Here is a 14,308-nt window from a genome sequence, read left to right as displayed (position 1 = left end):
CTTCGGGCGTGCGGGGAGCTGCGGACATCGGCGGTGGCCTTCCGGAACGGGGACCCGCTCGGAAGGCGGGAGCCGGGTCGTGTCCCGGACCGCGCCCCCGCCCGCGCGGAGCGGAAGCGCGCCTCCTGGATTCCGGCGCGCCCCTCGGCCCCGGGATCACCGGGACCGCCACGTCACATGAGCAGGTCGTCTACTTGTGCTTCCCCTTCACGGTACCTGCGGGCGATCTCGGCGCTGCAATCGTCGGCCGTGCGCTGGAGCTGCTGGCGCCGCCGGGAGACCTGCTGCTCGTAACGGACGAGCCGGCCGAGTCCCGCGCCCAGCTCTTCGTCCGTACGGGCCTCCAGGTCCGACAGCTCCACCTCGGCGAGCATGTCGGCGGCCAGCGCCCGGTACTCCTCGCCGTGCGGCGTGCCCACGGTCACATGGCGGGCCGAGGAGCGGTACCGGGCCGGCGCGTCCGTGAGGATCTCCGAGAGCCGCTCGACGACGGAGGGCTTCCCCCTGCCCACGGCCGAGAGGTGTCCGGAGGCCGGGGCGGGCATCCGGTGCTCCCCGCGGCGCGCGAGCTCCGCGCGCAGGATGTCGATGCGTCCCTGGAGCAGCCGCCGGACATAGCTGAGGTCGGCCTCGTCCCGCTGGGCGTCCCGGCGCAGCGTCCGCAGTTCGGGCAGCCGGAGCACGGTGATGCCGGTCGGGGCCGGATCCGCCGCCAGCGGGCCGCTGTCGGTGCGCTGCACCGGCGGCCGGGCGGTCATCGCCTCCGCCCGTGCGCTCGTGCGGGTCAATGACACGGCTCCGGTCTGCTGCCCGGTCCTCGATGTGCTCATGTACCTCTACCGTCCCCTCGACCGGCGCGGTCCGCCCAACGGCCGGACCGCAACACCCCGCATGGTGCCACCCCAGATGGCCGCTATGTGACCGAGTGACCCGATCAGCCCCAGATGGCGGGTTGGTTACCCCGGAAAATCACGCGAAGGGCCCGCACCGCGCGACGGGACCATGACACGGCATCATGGTCCGCATGCGTGCGGTGGTGCAGAGAGTGGACGGCGCGAGCGTCGTCGTGGACGGCGAGACGGTCGGCGAGATCAGCGGTGAGGGCCTGTGCGTCCTCGTCGGGGTCACCCACGAGGACACCAAGGAGAAGGCGGCCCAACTGGCCCGCAAACTCTGGTCCGTCCGGATGCTGGCCGACGAGCGGTCCTGCTCCGACATCGACGCGCCGCTGCTCGTCATCAGCCAGTTCACGCTCTACGGCGACGCGCGCAAGGGGCGCCGCCCCACCTGGAACGCGGCCGCCCCCGGCGATGTGGCCGAGCCCCTCGTCGAGGAGGTCGTCGCCCAGCTCCGCGCTCTGGGCGCCACGGTGGCAACGGGCCGTTTCGGCGCCCGGATGCGGGTCTCGCTGACGAACGACGGCCCGTTCACCGTCCTCCTGGAGATGTGAGCCCTACGGCTCGACGACGACCTCCTGGGCCGCCGCCGTCGAGTCCGCCATCAGCGGGGCGTCCACGGGCACGTTCCGCTTCACGAGGGCCAGCGCGATCGGGCCGAGTTCGTGGTGGCGTACGGATGTGGTGATGAAGCCGATCGTCCGGCCGTCGGGGGCCTCGTCCGCGACGCGCAGCTCGGTGCCGTGCGGGGGCAGGACGACCTCGCTGCCGTCGAGGTGCAGGAAGACCAGGCGGCGCGGGGGCTTGCCCAGGTTCTGGACGCGGGCGACCGTCTCCTGTCCGCGGTAGCAGCCCTTCTGGAGGTGCACCGCGGTACCGATCCAGCCCAGCTCGTGCGGGATGGTGCGGTGGTCGGTCTCGAAGCCGAGGCGGGGCCGGTGCTGCTCGACGCGCAGGGCCTCGTGGGCGAGGAGTCCGGCGGGCGGTCCGGCCTTCTCCGCCCAGGAGTCCAGGTCCGCGCGCGGCAGGAAGAGATCACGGCCGTACGGCGTCTCGCGGACGACGACGCCCTCGGGGGCCTCGGCGATCGAACCGGCCGGAAGCTCGACGACCGCGAAGTCGGCCGTGCGGTCGGCGACTTCGACCCGGTAGAAGAAGATCATCGACTCCAGGTAGGCGACCAGCGCCTCCTGGGTGCCGGGTTCCGTGTGCATCCACACCGTCGTGCCGTCGTCGACGAGGTACAGCGCGTGCTCGATGTGGCCGTTCGCGGAGAGGATCAGCGCCTCGGTGGCCTGGCCGGCCGGGAGGTCGGTGACGTGCTGGGTGAGCAGGAGGTGCAGCCAGGCCAGCCGGTCGTCCCCGGTGACGGTGACGACACCGCGGTGGGAGAGGTCCACGAAGCCGACGCCGTCGGCGAGCGCGCGCTGCTCACGGAACAGGTCGCCGTAGTGGGCGGCGACGCCTTCGTCCACGCCCTCGGCGGGAACGGCGCCGGGCAGGGACAGGAGGGAACTCTTCATGGACATACACACTACGACCGCGCGGTCACCGATTTTATTTCTGCCGGCTCTGTCAGTTCTGCCGGCTCTGTCAGTTCTGCCGGCTCTGTCAGTTCTGCTGGGACTGCTGGGGCTGCTGGGCCTGGCAGTCCGCGCAGCGGCCGAAGATGGCGAAGTGCTTCATCTCGGTCTCGAAGCCGAAGGATTCCCGGAGCTTGGCGGTGAACTCGGCGGCGACGGAGACGTCGGCCTCGATGACGTTCGAGCAGTCGCGGCAGACGAGGTGGATGTGGTGGTGCCGGTCGGCCAGGTGGTAGGTCGGCGCGCCGTGTCCCAGATGGGCATGGCTGACGAGCCCGAGCTCCTCCAGGAGCTCCAGGGTCCGGTAGACCGTGGAAATGTTGACCCCCGACGCCGTCTTCCTCACTTCGCCGAGGATGTCGTCGGGGGTCGCGTGCTCCAGGGTGTCCACTGCCTCGAGGACAAGCTGGCGCTGAGGCGTCAGCCGGTAGCCGCGCTGCCTGAGGTCGCTCTTCCAGTCGGTGCTCACCACACTGGAAGTCTAGGACCATTCCGGTGGGCACCGCCCTGGGGAACGGTACGGCGGCTCGGGACCGGGCGGCGGCCTCCTACTTGAAGAAGGCGATCCCGTCGTCCGGCATGTCGTCGGGCAGGTCCTTCGCCCAGCGCTCGACGTCCTCCGGCGTGACGACCTTCTTCAGGTGCCCGGACATGTAGGGACGCAGCTCGACCTCGGGGGTCGCCTTCTCGCCGACCCACATGAGGTCGCTGTTCACATAGCCGTACAGGCGCTTGCCACCGCTGTAGGGACCGGAGGCGGCGGTGCGGGCCACGGCGTCGGTGACCAGGTCGATCTGCGGCTTCTTGTCGGCCAGCTCGCCGTACCAGATCTCGACGACGCCGTCGTCGCGGGTCATCACGACCTCGACCTTGCGCTCGGCGTCGACGCGCCAGAAGCCGGTCTCCGTCTCCAGCGGCCGGACCTTCTCGCCGTTCTCGTCGAGCACCCAGCTGTGCGAGCGGTACTCCAGGAAGTCCCGCCCGTCGTGCGTGAAGCTGACCTCCTGCCCGAAGTTGCACTTCTCGGAGCCGGGGAAGTCGTGGACACCGACTCCGGCCCAGTCGCCGAGCAGGAAGACAAGGGGGACCAGGTCCTTGTGGAGGTCCGACGGGATCTCGATCATGAGCTGAACAGTTCCTTGGTGGGGGTCAGCGCTGGCCCTGGTACAGCTTCTTCACGGTCAGCGCGGCGAAGGCGAGCACGCCGACGCAGACCAGGGCCAGCAGGGTTTCGAAGAAGATCTCCACGGGGTGCTCCTCGGTGAGCGGAACGGGTCCCCGCTCGGGCACAGCCGAGATGGGGGAGTACACAAAAGCCGGGCCCCAGCTTACGCGGCCGGGGCCCGGCGCTCTCTTCCAGGTGGGCCCTGTCGGGGCCTTCACACTCAGCCGAGCAGTTGACTCTGGAGAACCACCGTCTGCTGGAAGGGGATCGCCCGCGCGGAGCCCTTGCGGGACTGCACGACCAGGGCGACGACGTCACCGGCCGACAGATAGGCCTCACGGACGTGTTCGGCGCCGTACGGCTTGCTCTCCGTGTACACGTACCTGGTGATCTGGTCGACCGCGGCCCGCTCCGGGAACGCCTCGTCCCGCTCGGTCAGTTCGGCCCCGCGAAAGGCGTACTGCGGGGAGTCGTAGTACGCCACCTTGTTGGTGACCAGGTCCTCCGCGACGGCGGCGGTGTCGAACTGGAGCAGATAGATCTGCGTGTGCGTGCCGTCGGCGGTGGTCCAGCCGCGTGCGGCGACGTGCCGCAGGGCGTAGTCGGTCAGCAGCTGGCCGATGGTGTCCCGGTCCGTCTTCTCCGCGTACTGCGCCACGAAGGACTTCTTCGCCAGCCAGCCGTCCTCGCCGCGCAGCGCCGGGTCCGCCTTGGCGCCCTTCGGGGCGGGGAGCAGGAGCTTGCGCAGGTCGGCGGAGTGGACGCCCGCCTTGTTGGACTCGGCGAACGGCCCCGGGCTGCCGGACGGCAGCGGCGGCTTGACGATCGTCGGGTAGTCCCAGCGTCCGTCGGCCTTTGTCTCCAGACCGGGTACGTCGGTGCGCTCCATGCCGGTGATGCCGTACGCGGCCGCCGAGCCGACCGCCGCGAAGACCACGGCGGCGGCCGTCCAGCGCAGAACGGCACGCAGCACCCGGCGGTCCTTCCTGACCTTGACCGGAGGTTCTTGAGGCAGGGCGCTCAAGGGCGGCGCCGGGGGCAGCGGCGGCGCCGCGGACGGGTCCTCGACCGGATGCCCGTCTCCGACCGGGGCCGGATCACCGACCGAGATCGGGGCACCGGTCGGTGCAGTGTCCTCGGCCGCGACCGTCTCACCGACTGGTGCAGCGTCCTCGACCGGATTCACGTCGTCGACCGGTGTCGTCTGCTCGCTCATACCGCCTCCCCCGGCTCCTTGATGCGGTCGAGCTGCTCACGGAGCAGTTGCGCGACCCCCTTGGTGTTCAACGGCTTGGCCGCGTACGCGGTGACGGTGACCTGTACGTCGCCCTCGTAGGCGGAGCAGATCATCGTGTCGAGCTTCTCTTTCCTGTCCTTGGGGGGCAGGAAGCACTTGGCGTTCTTGTGGCCCTCGATCTTCGGCCCGGCGCGGAAGATCTTGAGGGCGTCGAGGAACTCGTTCTGGAACGTGGACCTGTCCCGGATCGCCGCCTTGTCCTCCATCTGGATCAGCTCGATGCTCACCGTGAAGGCACTGGCCGCATAGAGCGTCGAGTCGCTCGCCTGCGACGTGCTCAGGTAACTGCGCATCGCCATGCCCTTGGTGTGCTGCTTGTCGATCTCCTTCTCGATCCGGCGCCGCTGGGTGCGGGGCAGGTCGTGGATCGACTGCTTGCGCAGGGCGGCGGCCTTGCCCCCGCTGAGCGCGGTGTCGGAGCCGAACCCTGCGATGTCCGGACCGCGGCTCCAACTGTCGCTGTACGGCACGAGTACGGCGGCCAGCGGCGAGGCGGACTTCGCCGTCCCGGCCTCGTGACGGTCCGCCTTCGGGAACTTCCAGGACGGCGCGCCCGCATCGCGGTCGGCGTCCTGGACAGTCACCACGGTGTAGGCGCTGCCCGCGACGACGGCTCCCGCGAGCAGCACGGCACCGGCGACGGCGGCGACACGGCCGCGACGGACACGCCTCTTCACGGGCGCGGCCTCCGACGGAATCACCTCGGCCGGGGCCGCTTCAGGCGCATCGGCATCGGACACGGCCGGCTCCGGGACGGACTCCACATCCTCCGGGTTGACAGGTCGCTCGTTCACAGCCGCTCCAACTGCCGCTTGGCCAGGTCCATGATCTTCGACTTCGGGATCGGCTTGGAGCCAAAGATCCAGATCTCCATGGCGATGTCCCCGCGTGACGCGGACGCCTGCGCCTTGTACAACGGCAGGTATCCCGCCTTTCTCTCCGGCTTGAAGAGGTAGACCATGCCGTCGCCCGCACCGGGAACGGGCCAGCCGCTCGTGTCCTCCACGTTCCAGCCGCTCGCCCGGTCCGAGGCGCCGAGGTTCTCCTCCTGGCGATACTGCACCAGCCGGATCTCGGTGTTGTACGTGTCGCCCACGGCCCAGCTGACCGCGGCGGCCCGGCGGAACTCCGAGCCGACGAGGTCGCCGAACTCCCGGTCCGCATGGTCCAGGGTGTCCGCGTAGCCGGCGAGGTCCAGCCAGCCGTCTTCCTCCGGCGCCCATGGGAGCGCCTTCGTGCCCTTCGGCCGCGAGAGCAGCAGCTTGCGCAGGTCGCCGTCCGTCTTCACCCGGTGGTCCTGGGCGGCGGACAGCGGCTCGGAGCCTTCGCCCTTGGCGTGGGCCACCACCGGCTGCGACAGCGAGGGCAGCTTGGTGGGCTCACGGTCGGCCTGGACCAGATATCCGGCGCAGGTACCGGCGACGAGACCGAGCACGGCGGCCGTGGCGATGAGCAGGGTCGTACGACCGCGCCGACGGGGCCGCGACCCTGACGGAACATCATCCGATGACACGGGCGCGACAGCCTCTACGGACTCGGACGCCACCGAGTCCACCGACTCCACCGGAGCTGCAGGAACCGGCTGCTCGGCGGGTGTCGTACCGGAATCAACAACCGGCGCGTCGTCGGGCACACTCGGTCTTTCCGGTGTTTCGGGTCCTTCTGGTACTACCAAGACGTCCCCCCACAGAACGTGAAGTGCGGATTCCGTATCCGCGCGCACAGCAGACCCATGGCTGGTACATGAGGTTGCACGGATGTTGATCACGATTCGGATTACCTCGGACTACCATGGCGGCCATGGCGAACAAGCTCGTGATCAAGGTGACGGCGGGGGCCGACGCCCCGGAGCGGTGCTCACAGGCGTTCACCGTCGCCGCGGTGGCCGTGGCCAGTGGTGTGGAGGTCTCCCTCTGGCTGACCGGCGAGTCCTCCTGGTTCGCTCTGCCGGGCCGCGCCGCCGGGTTCGAGCTGCCGCACGCGGCACCGCTGCCCGATCTGATCGACTCGATCCTGGCGGCTGGGCGCATCACCCTGTGCACCCAGTGCGCGGCCCGGCGCGACATCACGGAGAAGGACGTCCTGAAGGGCGTACGGATCGCCGGTGCGCAGGTGTTCGTGCAGGAGGCGATGGCGGACGGGACGCAGGCGCTGGTCTACTGACCGGCGTTCCGCCGACGGGGGCGCTCCTCACCGTCGCTCCGCGCGCCGCTACGGACCCCGTCTGCGCCGCGCGCGGGTGTCCACCCAGAGACAGAAGGGGTGGCCCGCCGGGTCGAACAGCACCCGTACGTCGTCCTGGGGCTGATGCTCGGCGAGCCGGGCGCCCTGCTCCACGGCACGGACGGTCTCCTCGGCCAGGTCGTCGACCTCGATGTCGAGATGGAGCATCATCCGCTGGTCGCCGGGACCGGCGGGCCACACCGGCGGTGTGTAGAGCGGTTCGGTCTCGAAGGCGAGCCCGACCTCTCCGAACGGCGGACCGATGAGCACCCAGTCGGGTTCCTCGGCCCGCACCTCGTACCCGAGCAGCCTCCGGTAGAAATCGGCGAGTTCATGGGCATCGGGCGCGTCGAGCACCACGGTGGACAACCTCGTACGCGACATAGACGCTTTCCGCTCCTACTGCTGCCGCCGTTTCTTGCCGTCCAGCTCGTCCCACCACTCGTCGGACTTCGGGTCCCCGGACGGGTCGTCCCACCATCGGTCCTCGGGCCCCCGCCGGTTGGCCACCATCGCGGCCACCGGCGGAATCAGCATGGCCACCACGCACATGGCGACGGCCGCGGGGACCGACCACAGCCGTACGACTGCCCAGGCGAGGACGAACAGCACGACGCACGTCCCCATCATGGCGAAATACAGATGACGCCTGCGCGCGTACATACCACCAGCGTAGGCCCGGACAACCCGTCCGGCGCAGTGCCGACGGGCCTCGTAGGGTCGGCGGGCACGGGCCGGAACACAGGCCGGGGCACAAGGGCACGGCCGGGCGGGTGGGCGACGTGGGTGTCGCGCGGGCAAGCCGAAGGGCCGCACCCCGATCCGGTAAGCGTCCAACCCCCGGGGGTGCGGCCCTTCGGCCGTTCAGTCGACTGCCGTCATCGACGGCGGTCCGCCGTTCAGACGGCGATCGCGACCTCGGCGAGGCCGCCCGTCTGGGCGACGACCGTGCGGTCGGCGGTGCCACCGGGGACCAGCGCGCGGACGGTCCAGGTGCCCTCGGCCGCGTAGAAGCGGAACTGACCCGTCGCGGAGGTGGGGACCTCCGCGGTGAACTCGCCGGTCGAGTCCAGCAGACGGACGTAGCCCGTCACCGGCTCGCCGTCGCGGGTCACCTGGCCCTGGATCGTGGTCTCACCGGGCTTGATCGTCGAGGCGTCGGGGCCGCCGGCCTTCGCTCCACACATATTTCGATTCCGTCCTTCAGGCCTTGGGGGTTACTTGTTGGCGCCGAGCTCGATCGGCACGCCGACGAGGGAGCCGTACTCGGTCCAGGAGCCGTCGTAGTTCTTGACGTTCTGCACACCGAGGAGCTCGTGCAGCACGAACCAGGTGAGCGCGGAACGCTCACCGATGCGGCAGTAGGCGATCGTGTCCTTGGCGAGGTCGACCTGCTCGGCGGCGTAGAGCTCCTTGAGCTCGTCGTCCGACTTGAAGGTGCCGTCGTCGTTGGCGTTCTTCGACCACGGGATGTTGCGGGCGCTCGGGACGTGGCCCGGACGCTGCGACTGCTCCTGCGGCAGGTGCGCCGGGGCGAGCAGCTTGCCGCTGAACTCGTCGGGCGACCGGACGTCGACCAGGTTCTGCGAGCCGATCGCGGCGACGACGTCGTCACGGAAGGCGCGGATCGAGGTGTTCTGGGCCTTGGCCTTGTACGCGGTCGCGGCGCGGCCGGGGATCTGCGAGCCGTCGACCAGGTCGCGGGAGTCGAGCTCCCACTTCTTGCGGCCGCCGTCGAGCAGCTTCACGTTCTCGTGGCCGTAGAGCTTGAAGTACCAGTAGGCGTAGGACGCGAACCAGTTGTTGTTGCCGCCGTAGAGGACGACCAGCGTGTCGTTGCCGATGCCCTTCGAGGAGAGGAGCTTCTCGAAGCCCTCCTGGTCGATGAAGTCACGGCGGACCGGGTCCTGGAGGTCCTTGGTCCAGTCGATCCGGATGGCGTTCTTGATGTGGTTCTTCTCGTACGCCGAGGTGTCCTCGTCGACCTCGACGACCGCCACGTTCGGGTCGTCCAGGTGGTCCTGGACCCAATCGGCGTCTACCAGGACGTCGCTGCGGCTCATGCTCGTTCTCCTCCGGGGCAGTTGCGGCGGGGTGGTGCGTTTGGAGAGGGTGCGCGGTGCGGTGCTGCATGCCGGTGAGGGCTGCGCGGCGCAATCGTGGCCCGGACAAGAGAGGTCCAGGGGCCCGGCTCGCGGAAGACGGAACGCTTCCGCTCAGAAGGTGCGACAGAGCATGGCGGCGACGCGGCACAGGTCTACTGCCCGCCGCTTCGTGAGGTCCGCCTGTCGCTTCATGGGTCCGATCGTAGGGACGGACAGGCGGGCATGTCACCGGTGTGTCGGATGTTGAGACGCGATCGTCCGCATTGTGAAACGAGAAGGACCCTGGAGCCCGCTCCGCACGGATTCCGGGGCCCCGTGCCGGTCTCCGTCTCGGCAGCCCATCTGCGGTACGGACGGGGCTGTCTCGCCTTTCGGACAACGCCCCCGCCGGAGGGACCTCCCGCCGGTCCGGACCGGCCCTGACCGGGGCGGCACGCTCAGCCATCTGACCGGCGGCACACTCGCCCATCTGCCCGGCGGCACACCCACGCCGACCAGGACCTGCGGCACACTCACGCCGGCCCGGGCCGCTCAAACCGTTACGCCGCCCCTGACCGGACCGGTAGCCGGAACCTTCGAACCGCTGCCTTCGACAGCTGCCTGCGACCCCGCCGGTCCGGTCGAGCTACTACCCCACCAGCCTGACGTCCGAACCCTTCACCGAGATGTCGACGCCGTCCGGAGCCGCCTCGACCTTGTCGAGCTTGATACCGCCCGGCAGTTGCTCGATCTTCTGCTGGAAGTCGGTGATCGAGCGGATCCGGCCCTCGGCGAGCTGGACGCCCAGCTTGGGCAGGGAATCGGCGTGCACCTTCACCGTGTCGCCGGAGACGGTCACGGAGCTGAGCACCGAGAGCGTCCTGGCCGCCTTGGAGCCGGGGACGGTCACCTCGACGGCGACCTTGACCTTGCCGTCACCACCGTCGGAGAGGCCTGTGACCTGGGTCTTGATCCCGAATCCGACGTCCACGGGCTCGGGCTTGGCTGCCTTGAGCAGTTCGGCGTACGAGATCGACGCGGTGCCCGTGGCGCTGTTCGCGGTGGCCGAACTGTAGTCACCGCTGAAGGCGACACCGTGCATCTCGGCGTCGAGGTCGTCGATGCGGATGGTGTCCGCGGAGGAGCCCGTACCGCCCGTCGACGCCTCGTAGTCGTTGATGCCGATCTTCACGTCGTCGAGTTCGCCGCCGAGGACCTGGGTCAGGAAGGGGAAGCCCTCGATGGACACGTCGGGGGTGGCGGTGAGGCCTTCCGTGCTCTTGATCCGGTCCGCCGCCTCGTCCTCCGCGAACCCGACGGCCACCCGGTCGGCGAGCACGAACAGTCCGCCGAGAACGACTAACAGAATCAGGGATATTCGCAGTGCGCGCATGCTCGTTGTTCCCCCACATGGGACGGCCCCGTCTGGACGGCCGAGTGGCCACCGAACGCGAGCCTAACCCCGAAGGGCCCCCGAATCGGGGGCCCTTCAAGGTGGTTGTTGATCACCTGTGACGAATTCGAGCGGCCGCACGACCGCAACCGGCCGCCCGACCGGCCGGTCAGCCCAGCGCGCGGCCGAGCAGGTAGACCGCCGGAGCGGCGGCGGCCAGCGGCAGCGCCACACCCGCGGTGAAGTGGACGAAACGGGACGGGTAGTCGTAGCTCGCCACCCGGTGCCCGATCAGCGCGCAGACACCCGCGCCGAGGCCGAGGAAGGCGCCCTGCGTGCCGAGGTCCGTCATCCCGCCGACCGCGATGCCGGCGCCCGCGGCGGCCAGCAGCGCGACGACCACGGAGGCCGCCGTGGGCAGCGGCAACGCGCGGGCCAGGATCGCCGCGGCGACCGCGGCCGCGCCCACCGTGACGGCGTCCGGCTCGGCCGCCAGATGACCGGTCGCGATGATCGACAGCGCCGCGGAGACGACGGTCGCCATCAGGCCGTACATCCGGGTGTCCGGGTCGGCGTGGCTGCGGAGCTGGAGCACGAGGGTCAGCAGGACCCACACGCCGAGGGTGCCGAGGATCGCGGCGGGCGCGTTCTCCCGGCCGGCGACGAGCAGCGCCACGTCGGCGGTCACCGCGCCCAGGAACGCCAGCGCGATGCCCTGCCGGGCGGGCCACATCCCGTTCAGCCGGAACCAGCCGGCCGCGGTGACGGCCTGGAGCAGGACGAGCGGCACGACGAGCGCGTACTCCCCGATCGCCGCCGTCCCCGAGAGCAGCAGCGCGAGCAGCGCCGTCAGCGCGGCCGGCTGGATGCCCGGCTCGATGACCGGCGACCGTCCCTCGGCGCGGGCGCGCTGCGCGTCGGTGATCCGGCTCTGCCCGGTGACCGTCGCGGGTCCGTAGGCGACGCCGGCCTCGCTCACGCTCTCGGGCAGGGTCCCGCTGTCACGGAGCGTCCCGCCGGGGCGGGACGGGTCCGCCGGGCCGCCGGCGGCCGGAGCGTGGTCCGGGTTCCACGGCTGCGCCGGAGCCTCGGGCGGCAGGGTCGCCCCCGCGACGCCGCCGTACTCCTGGGACTCACCGTAGGTCTGGTAACCCCGCGGAGGCGGGTACGAGGTGTCGGCCTCCTGGACCGGTGCCTGCGCCTGCGTCTCCCAGGTCCGCCCCTCCCACTGCTGGGTGTGCTGCGGCCAGTCGGCGTGCTGCCGGGGCTCCTGGGACGGGTGCCCCTGCGGTTGCTGATACGGGTCGTATTCCTCGCGGCGACCCTCGTACGGCTGGTTGCTCATCGTCTCGCTCACCCTCCTGCGAACGGCGGGAGCACCTCGACCGTGCCGCCCTCGGCCAGCCGTACCGTCTCATGCCCGCGGGTCCCCACGGGATCACCGTCGATCAGGAACGAGCATCGCCGCAGGACGCGGACGAATTCACCGGGGTGCCGTTCGCGGGCCGCGTCGAGCGCCTCGGCGAGCGTGCCGGCGTCGTACGGCTCGTCGCCGACGCCTGCCGCGGCCTTGGCGGCGGCCCAGTAACGCACCGTGCCCTTTGCCATCTCGTTCCTCAATCAGCGATCTGGTGTGCTCTTGCTCTCGTGTCCGCGCACCTGTTTGCGTGAACCCCGCCAGGCTAGGCCCTGTCGTCAAATTCCCGCATGGGCGGCGCCCCAGCCCGCGATACGGCCGAGCAGGCCGTCGGCGGCGGCGTTCTCCGCGTGCCCCATGCCGTGCTCCAGCCACAGTTCGGCGTGCCCGCCGGAGGCCTCGGCCAGCATGCGCGGGTGGTCGACCGGGAAGTAGCCGTCCCGGTCACCGTGGACGATGAGGAGCGGCGTCGGCGCGATGTGCGGGACGCACTCGACCGGGGACGCCGGCACCGGGTTCCAGTCCCGGTGGTAAATACGGGTCCGCAGACCGACCCGGCCCACGATCCGGCCCGCCGGACGGGTCACCAGCCAGTGCACCCGTCGCATGGGGGCGGTACCCCGGTAGTACCAGCGGGCCGGCGCGCTCACCGACACCACCGCGTCCGTACGCGCCTCCGTGCGCCCCTCGTGCTCCAGGCCGGGCACCGGCTCACCACCCGCGGATTTCCCGCCGTAGAGCGCCGCGTGCCGCAGCACCACCGAGCCGCCCATCGAGAAGCCGACCGTCACGATCCGGGTGTGCCCGAGTTCACGCGCCCAGGCGACCGCCGCCGCCAGATCGTGGACCTCACGGTCACCGACCGTGGAACGGCCGCCCGATCCGCCGTGACCGCGGAAGGAGAAGGTGACCACCGCCCCTTCCCGGGCGAGGACGCCGGCCGCGCGGCGGACGTGCGGACGGTCCAGACCGCCCGTGAATCCGTGTGCGACGATGAACGCAAGGTCACCGGAAGACTCCGCTCCGGGGTCGTACGCCGCATCGATCGTCACACCGTCGACCGTGCGCAGAAACGTCCGCGAAGGGACGCGTGGCGTTGTCTCAAGGCGTGGACTTTTGAAAGATCGCGTCACTTGACCTGCCGGACCTGAGCTCATGTGGGCTATTCTGCTGGGCATGAGGACTCGGGCAGAGTAGCCCCCGGGTCCTTTTGTGCTTTCGGAAGCGTTGTATACGAAGCGGGAAACCGCAGGTGTACGGGCCGCCAAGGCGCAGCGGATCCTTGAGGCGCGGGAGCCGCAAGTACCGAGCAGTGCCGCAAACGTCCTCGCAGGGACCGAGGAGGAACCAGACGTTATGGGCGAGCGAACCGTGCACGAAGGCAGGACGACCCGAGCAGGTGAGGCTCGATGAGCTCTCTCCTGCTCCTGACCAACGCCCTTCAGCCGTCGACGGAGGTGCTTCCCGCTCTCGGCCTGCTGCTGCACAACGTGCGCGTGGCGCCGGCCGAAGGCCCGGCTCTCGTCGACACCCCCGGTGCCGACGTCATCCTGATCGACGGACGCCGTGACCTCCCGCAGGTGCGCAGCCTGTGCCAGCTGCTGCGCTCCACGGGACCCGGCTGTCCGCTCGTCCTCGTCGTGACCGAGGGCGGCCTCGCGGCCGTCACGGCCGACTGGGGCATCGACGACGTCCTCCTCGACACGGCGGGCCCCGCCGAGGTCGAGGCACGCCTGCGGCTCGCGATGGGCCGCCAGCAGATCGTCAACGACGACTCCCCGATGGAGATCCGCAACGGCGACCTCTCCGTGGACGAGGCGACCTACAGCGCCAAGCTCAAGGGCCGGGTCCTCGACCTGACCTTCAAGGAGTTCGAGCTCCTGAAGTACCTCGCGCAGCACCCGGGCCGCGTCTTCACCCGCGCCCAGCTCCTCCAGGAGGTCTGGGGCTACGACTACTTCGGCGGTACGCGGACGGTCGACGTCCACGTACGGCGGCTGCGCGCGAAGCTCGGACCCGAGCACGAGTCGCTGATCGGAACCGTCCGGAACGTCGGTTACCGATTCGTTACCCCGGAGAAGGTGGAGCGCGCCGCGGACGGGGCGAAGGCCAAAGCGGCACAGCCAAAGCCGGAGGATGCGGACGAGACGGCGCGCACGGACGCCGCCGCCCCGGCGCAGGCCGCCGTGGAGCCGCAGGAAGCCGCCGTACGCCCTGCCCAGAGGTAGGTCAATCCGCGTAGACTCCGCG

20 protein-coding genes are annotated in these 14,308 nt (G+C 70.2%); 3 read left to right on the top strand and 17 right to left on the bottom strand.

From position 1 onward, the window contains the following. Positions 1-173: 173 nt before the first annotated feature. A complete protein-coding gene (locus OG780_RS22780; protein ID WP_328450950.1) occupies positions 174-830 on the bottom strand; it encodes an RsiG family protein in 657 nt (218 codons plus the stop codon). Between the two features lie 194 nt (positions 831-1,024). Here OG780_RS22780 and dtd point away from each other — a divergent pair, with 194 nt between their 5' ends. Then, on the top strand, positions 1,025-1,450 hold the full coding sequence (gene dtd, locus OG780_RS22775; RefSeq protein WP_328450948.1) for a D-aminoacyl-tRNA deacylase: 426 nt from the start codon (positions 1,025-1,027) through the stop codon (positions 1,448-1,450). Between the two features lie 3 nt (positions 1,451-1,453). Here dtd and ygfZ read toward each other — a convergent pair whose 3' ends face one another. The 7 genes from ygfZ to OG780_RS22740 all read right to left on the bottom strand — a co-directional run bounded on the left by ygfZ (position 1,454) and on the right by OG780_RS22740 (position 6,454). Then, on the bottom strand, positions 1,454-2,419 hold the full coding sequence (gene ygfZ, locus OG780_RS22770) for a CAF17-like 4Fe-4S cluster assembly/insertion protein YgfZ (protein WP_328450946.1): 966 nt from the start codon (positions 2,417-2,419) through the stop codon (positions 1,454-1,456). Positions 2,420-2,507: 88 nt separating this feature from the next. Then, complete coding sequence (locus tag OG780_RS22765) at positions 2,508-2,951, bottom strand: Fur family transcriptional regulator (protein ID WP_328450944.1); 444 nt, start codon at positions 2,949-2,951, stop codon at positions 2,508-2,510. A gap of 76 nt (positions 2,952-3,027) precedes the next feature. Further along, positions 3,028-3,603 carry an FABP family protein gene (locus OG780_RS22760; RefSeq protein ID WP_328450942.1) on the bottom strand — a complete coding sequence of 192 codons (576 nt, stop codon included), beginning with the start codon at positions 3,601-3,603 and terminating at the stop codon, positions 3,028-3,030. A gap of 25 nt (positions 3,604-3,628) precedes the next feature. Continuing rightward, positions 3,629-3,769 (bottom strand): hypothetical protein, encoded by a 141-nt coding sequence (locus OG780_RS22755; protein WP_328458783.1) that lies wholly within the window; start codon positions 3,767-3,769, stop codon positions 3,629-3,631. Between the two features lie 95 nt (positions 3,770-3,864). Beyond that, on the bottom strand, positions 3,865-4,860 hold the full coding sequence (locus OG780_RS22750; RefSeq protein ID WP_328450940.1) for a hypothetical protein: 996 nt from the start codon (positions 4,858-4,860) through the stop codon (positions 3,865-3,867). Next, positions 4,857-5,735: a hypothetical protein gene (locus tag OG780_RS22745; protein ID WP_328450938.1), complete on the bottom strand. Its 879-nt coding sequence runs from the start codon at positions 5,733-5,735 to the stop codon at positions 4,857-4,859. The genes OG780_RS22750 and OG780_RS22745 overlap by 4 nt, the downstream gene beginning before the upstream one ends. Further along, positions 5,732-6,454, bottom strand: coding sequence for a hypothetical protein (locus tag OG780_RS22740; protein WP_328450936.1), 723 nt, complete (start codon positions 6,452-6,454; stop codon positions 5,732-5,734). Before OG780_RS22740 ends, OG780_RS22745 begins: the two co-directional genes overlap by 4 nt. A 287-nt stretch (positions 6,455-6,741) precedes the next feature. On the opposite strand from OG780_RS22740, the gene OG780_RS22735 reads away from it, so the two are divergent. After that, positions 6,742-7,104: a DsrE family protein gene (locus tag OG780_RS22735; RefSeq protein WP_328450934.1), complete on the top strand. Its 363-nt coding sequence runs from the start codon at positions 6,742-6,744 to the stop codon at positions 7,102-7,104. Between the two features lie 48 nt (positions 7,105-7,152). Here OG780_RS22735 and OG780_RS22730 read toward each other — a convergent pair whose 3' ends face one another. The 9 genes from OG780_RS22730 to OG780_RS22695 all read right to left on the bottom strand — a co-directional run bounded on the left by OG780_RS22730 (position 7,153) and on the right by OG780_RS22695 (position 13,215). After that, positions 7,153-7,548: a VOC family protein gene (locus OG780_RS22730; RefSeq protein WP_328450932.1), complete on the bottom strand. Its 396-nt coding sequence runs from the start codon at positions 7,546-7,548 to the stop codon at positions 7,153-7,155. Positions 7,549-7,563: 15 nt separating this feature from the next. After that, positions 7,564-7,827, bottom strand: coding sequence for a DUF3099 domain-containing protein (locus tag OG780_RS22725; RefSeq protein ID WP_328450930.1), 264 nt, complete (start codon positions 7,825-7,827; stop codon positions 7,564-7,566). Between the two features lie 236 nt (positions 7,828-8,063). Further along, the gene (locus tag OG780_RS22720; protein ID WP_054232391.1) at positions 8,064-8,351 is read right to left on the bottom strand and encodes a DUF1416 domain-containing protein; all 288 of its coding nucleotides are present in this window, start codon (positions 8,349-8,351) and stop codon (positions 8,064-8,066) included. Between the two features lie 30 nt (positions 8,352-8,381). After that, a complete protein-coding gene (locus OG780_RS22715; RefSeq protein ID WP_261702083.1) occupies positions 8,382-9,227 on the bottom strand; it encodes a sulfurtransferase in 846 nt (281 codons plus the stop codon). A 153-nt stretch (positions 9,228-9,380) separates the two neighbouring features. Further along, the gene (locus OG780_RS44670) at positions 9,381-9,461 is read right to left on the bottom strand and encodes a putative leader peptide (RefSeq protein WP_350310325.1); all 81 of its coding nucleotides are present in this window, start codon (positions 9,459-9,461) and stop codon (positions 9,381-9,383) included. 436 nt (positions 9,462-9,897) lie between these two features. Beyond that, positions 9,898-10,641: an LmeA family phospholipid-binding protein gene (locus OG780_RS22710; RefSeq protein ID WP_328450926.1), complete on the bottom strand. Its 744-nt coding sequence runs from the start codon at positions 10,639-10,641 to the stop codon at positions 9,898-9,900. Between the two features lie 169 nt (positions 10,642-10,810). Next, positions 10,811-11,986: a hypothetical protein gene (locus tag OG780_RS22705; RefSeq protein ID WP_328450924.1), complete on the bottom strand. Its 1,176-nt coding sequence runs from the start codon at positions 11,984-11,986 to the stop codon at positions 10,811-10,813. Positions 11,987-11,994: 8 nt separating this feature from the next. Further along, positions 11,995-12,249 carry a MoaD/ThiS family protein gene (locus OG780_RS22700; protein WP_037622382.1) on the bottom strand — a complete coding sequence of 85 codons (255 nt, stop codon included), beginning with the start codon at positions 12,247-12,249 and terminating at the stop codon, positions 11,995-11,997. 87 nt (positions 12,250-12,336) lie between these two features. Continuing rightward, complete coding sequence (locus OG780_RS22695) at positions 12,337-13,215, bottom strand: alpha/beta hydrolase family protein (protein ID WP_328450921.1); 879 nt, start codon at positions 13,213-13,215, stop codon at positions 12,337-12,339. Positions 13,216-13,467: 252 nt separating this feature from the next. Between OG780_RS22695 and OG780_RS22690 the strand changes: the two genes are divergently transcribed. Next, positions 13,468-14,286: a winged helix-turn-helix transcriptional regulator gene (locus tag OG780_RS22690; protein WP_326786971.1), complete on the top strand. Its 819-nt coding sequence runs from the start codon at positions 13,468-13,470 to the stop codon at positions 14,284-14,286. Positions 14,287-14,308: the final 22 nt, after the last annotated feature.

This window comes from Streptomyces sp. NBC_00386 (genome assembly GCF_036063235.1).
Taxonomy (GTDB): domain Bacteria; phylum Actinomycetota; class Actinomycetes; order Streptomycetales; family Streptomycetaceae; genus Streptomyces.
Note: the sequence above shows the minus strand (reverse complement) of the source record. Positions and strands in the feature narration are given on the sequence as shown.

Coding starts and splice junctions, on each gene's coding strand:
- OG780_RS22780 (WP_328450950.1), bottom strand. CDS start 830: ATGAGCACATCGAGGACCGGGCAGCAGACCGGAGCCGTGTCATTGACC.
- dtd (WP_328450948.1), top strand. CDS start 1,025: ATGCGTGCGGTGGTGCAGAGAGTGGACGGCGCGAGCGTCGTCGTGGAC.
- ygfZ (WP_328450946.1), bottom strand. CDS start 2,419: ATGAAGAGTTCCCTCCTGTCCCTGCCCGGCGCCGTTCCCGCCGAGGGC.
- OG780_RS22760 (WP_328450942.1), bottom strand. CDS start 3,603: ATGATCGAGATCCCGTCGGACCTCCACAAGGACCTGGTCCCCCTTGTC.
- OG780_RS22750 (WP_328450940.1), bottom strand. CDS start 4,860: ATGAGCGAGCAGACGACACCGGTCGACGACGTGAATCCGGTCGAGGAC.
- OG780_RS22735 (WP_328450934.1), top strand. CDS start 6,742: ATGGCGAACAAGCTCGTGATCAAGGTGACGGCGGGGGCCGACGCCCCG.
- OG780_RS22730 (WP_328450932.1), bottom strand. CDS start 7,548: ATGTCGCGTACGAGGTTGTCCACCGTGGTGCTCGACGCGCCCGATGCC.
- OG780_RS22725 (WP_328450930.1), bottom strand. CDS start 7,827: ATGTACGCGCGCAGGCGTCATCTGTATTTCGCCATGATGGGGACGTGC.
- OG780_RS22720 (WP_054232391.1), bottom strand. CDS start 8,351: ATGTGTGGAGCGAAGGCCGGCGGCCCCGACGCCTCGACGATCAAGCCC.
- OG780_RS22715 (WP_261702083.1), bottom strand. CDS start 9,227: ATGAGCCGCAGCGACGTCCTGGTAGACGCCGATTGGGTCCAGGACCAC.
- OG780_RS44670 (WP_350310325.1), bottom strand. CDS start 9,461: ATGAAGCGACAGGCGGACCTCACGAAGCGGCGGGCAGTAGACCTGTGC.
- OG780_RS22710 (WP_328450926.1), bottom strand. CDS start 10,641: ATGCGCGCACTGCGAATATCCCTGATTCTGTTAGTCGTTCTCGGCGGA.
- OG780_RS22705 (WP_328450924.1), bottom strand. CDS start 11,986: ATGAGCAACCAGCCGTACGAGGGTCGCCGCGAGGAATACGACCCGTAT.
- OG780_RS22700 (WP_037622382.1), bottom strand. CDS start 12,249: ATGGCAAAGGGCACGGTGCGTTACTGGGCCGCCGCCAAGGCCGCGGCA.
- OG780_RS22695 (WP_328450921.1), bottom strand. CDS start 13,215: ATGAGCTCAGGTCCGGCAGGTCAAGTGACGCGATCTTTCAAAAGTCCA.
- OG780_RS22690 (WP_326786971.1), top strand. CDS start 13,468: ATGAGCTCTCTCCTGCTCCTGACCAACGCCCTTCAGCCGTCGACGGAG.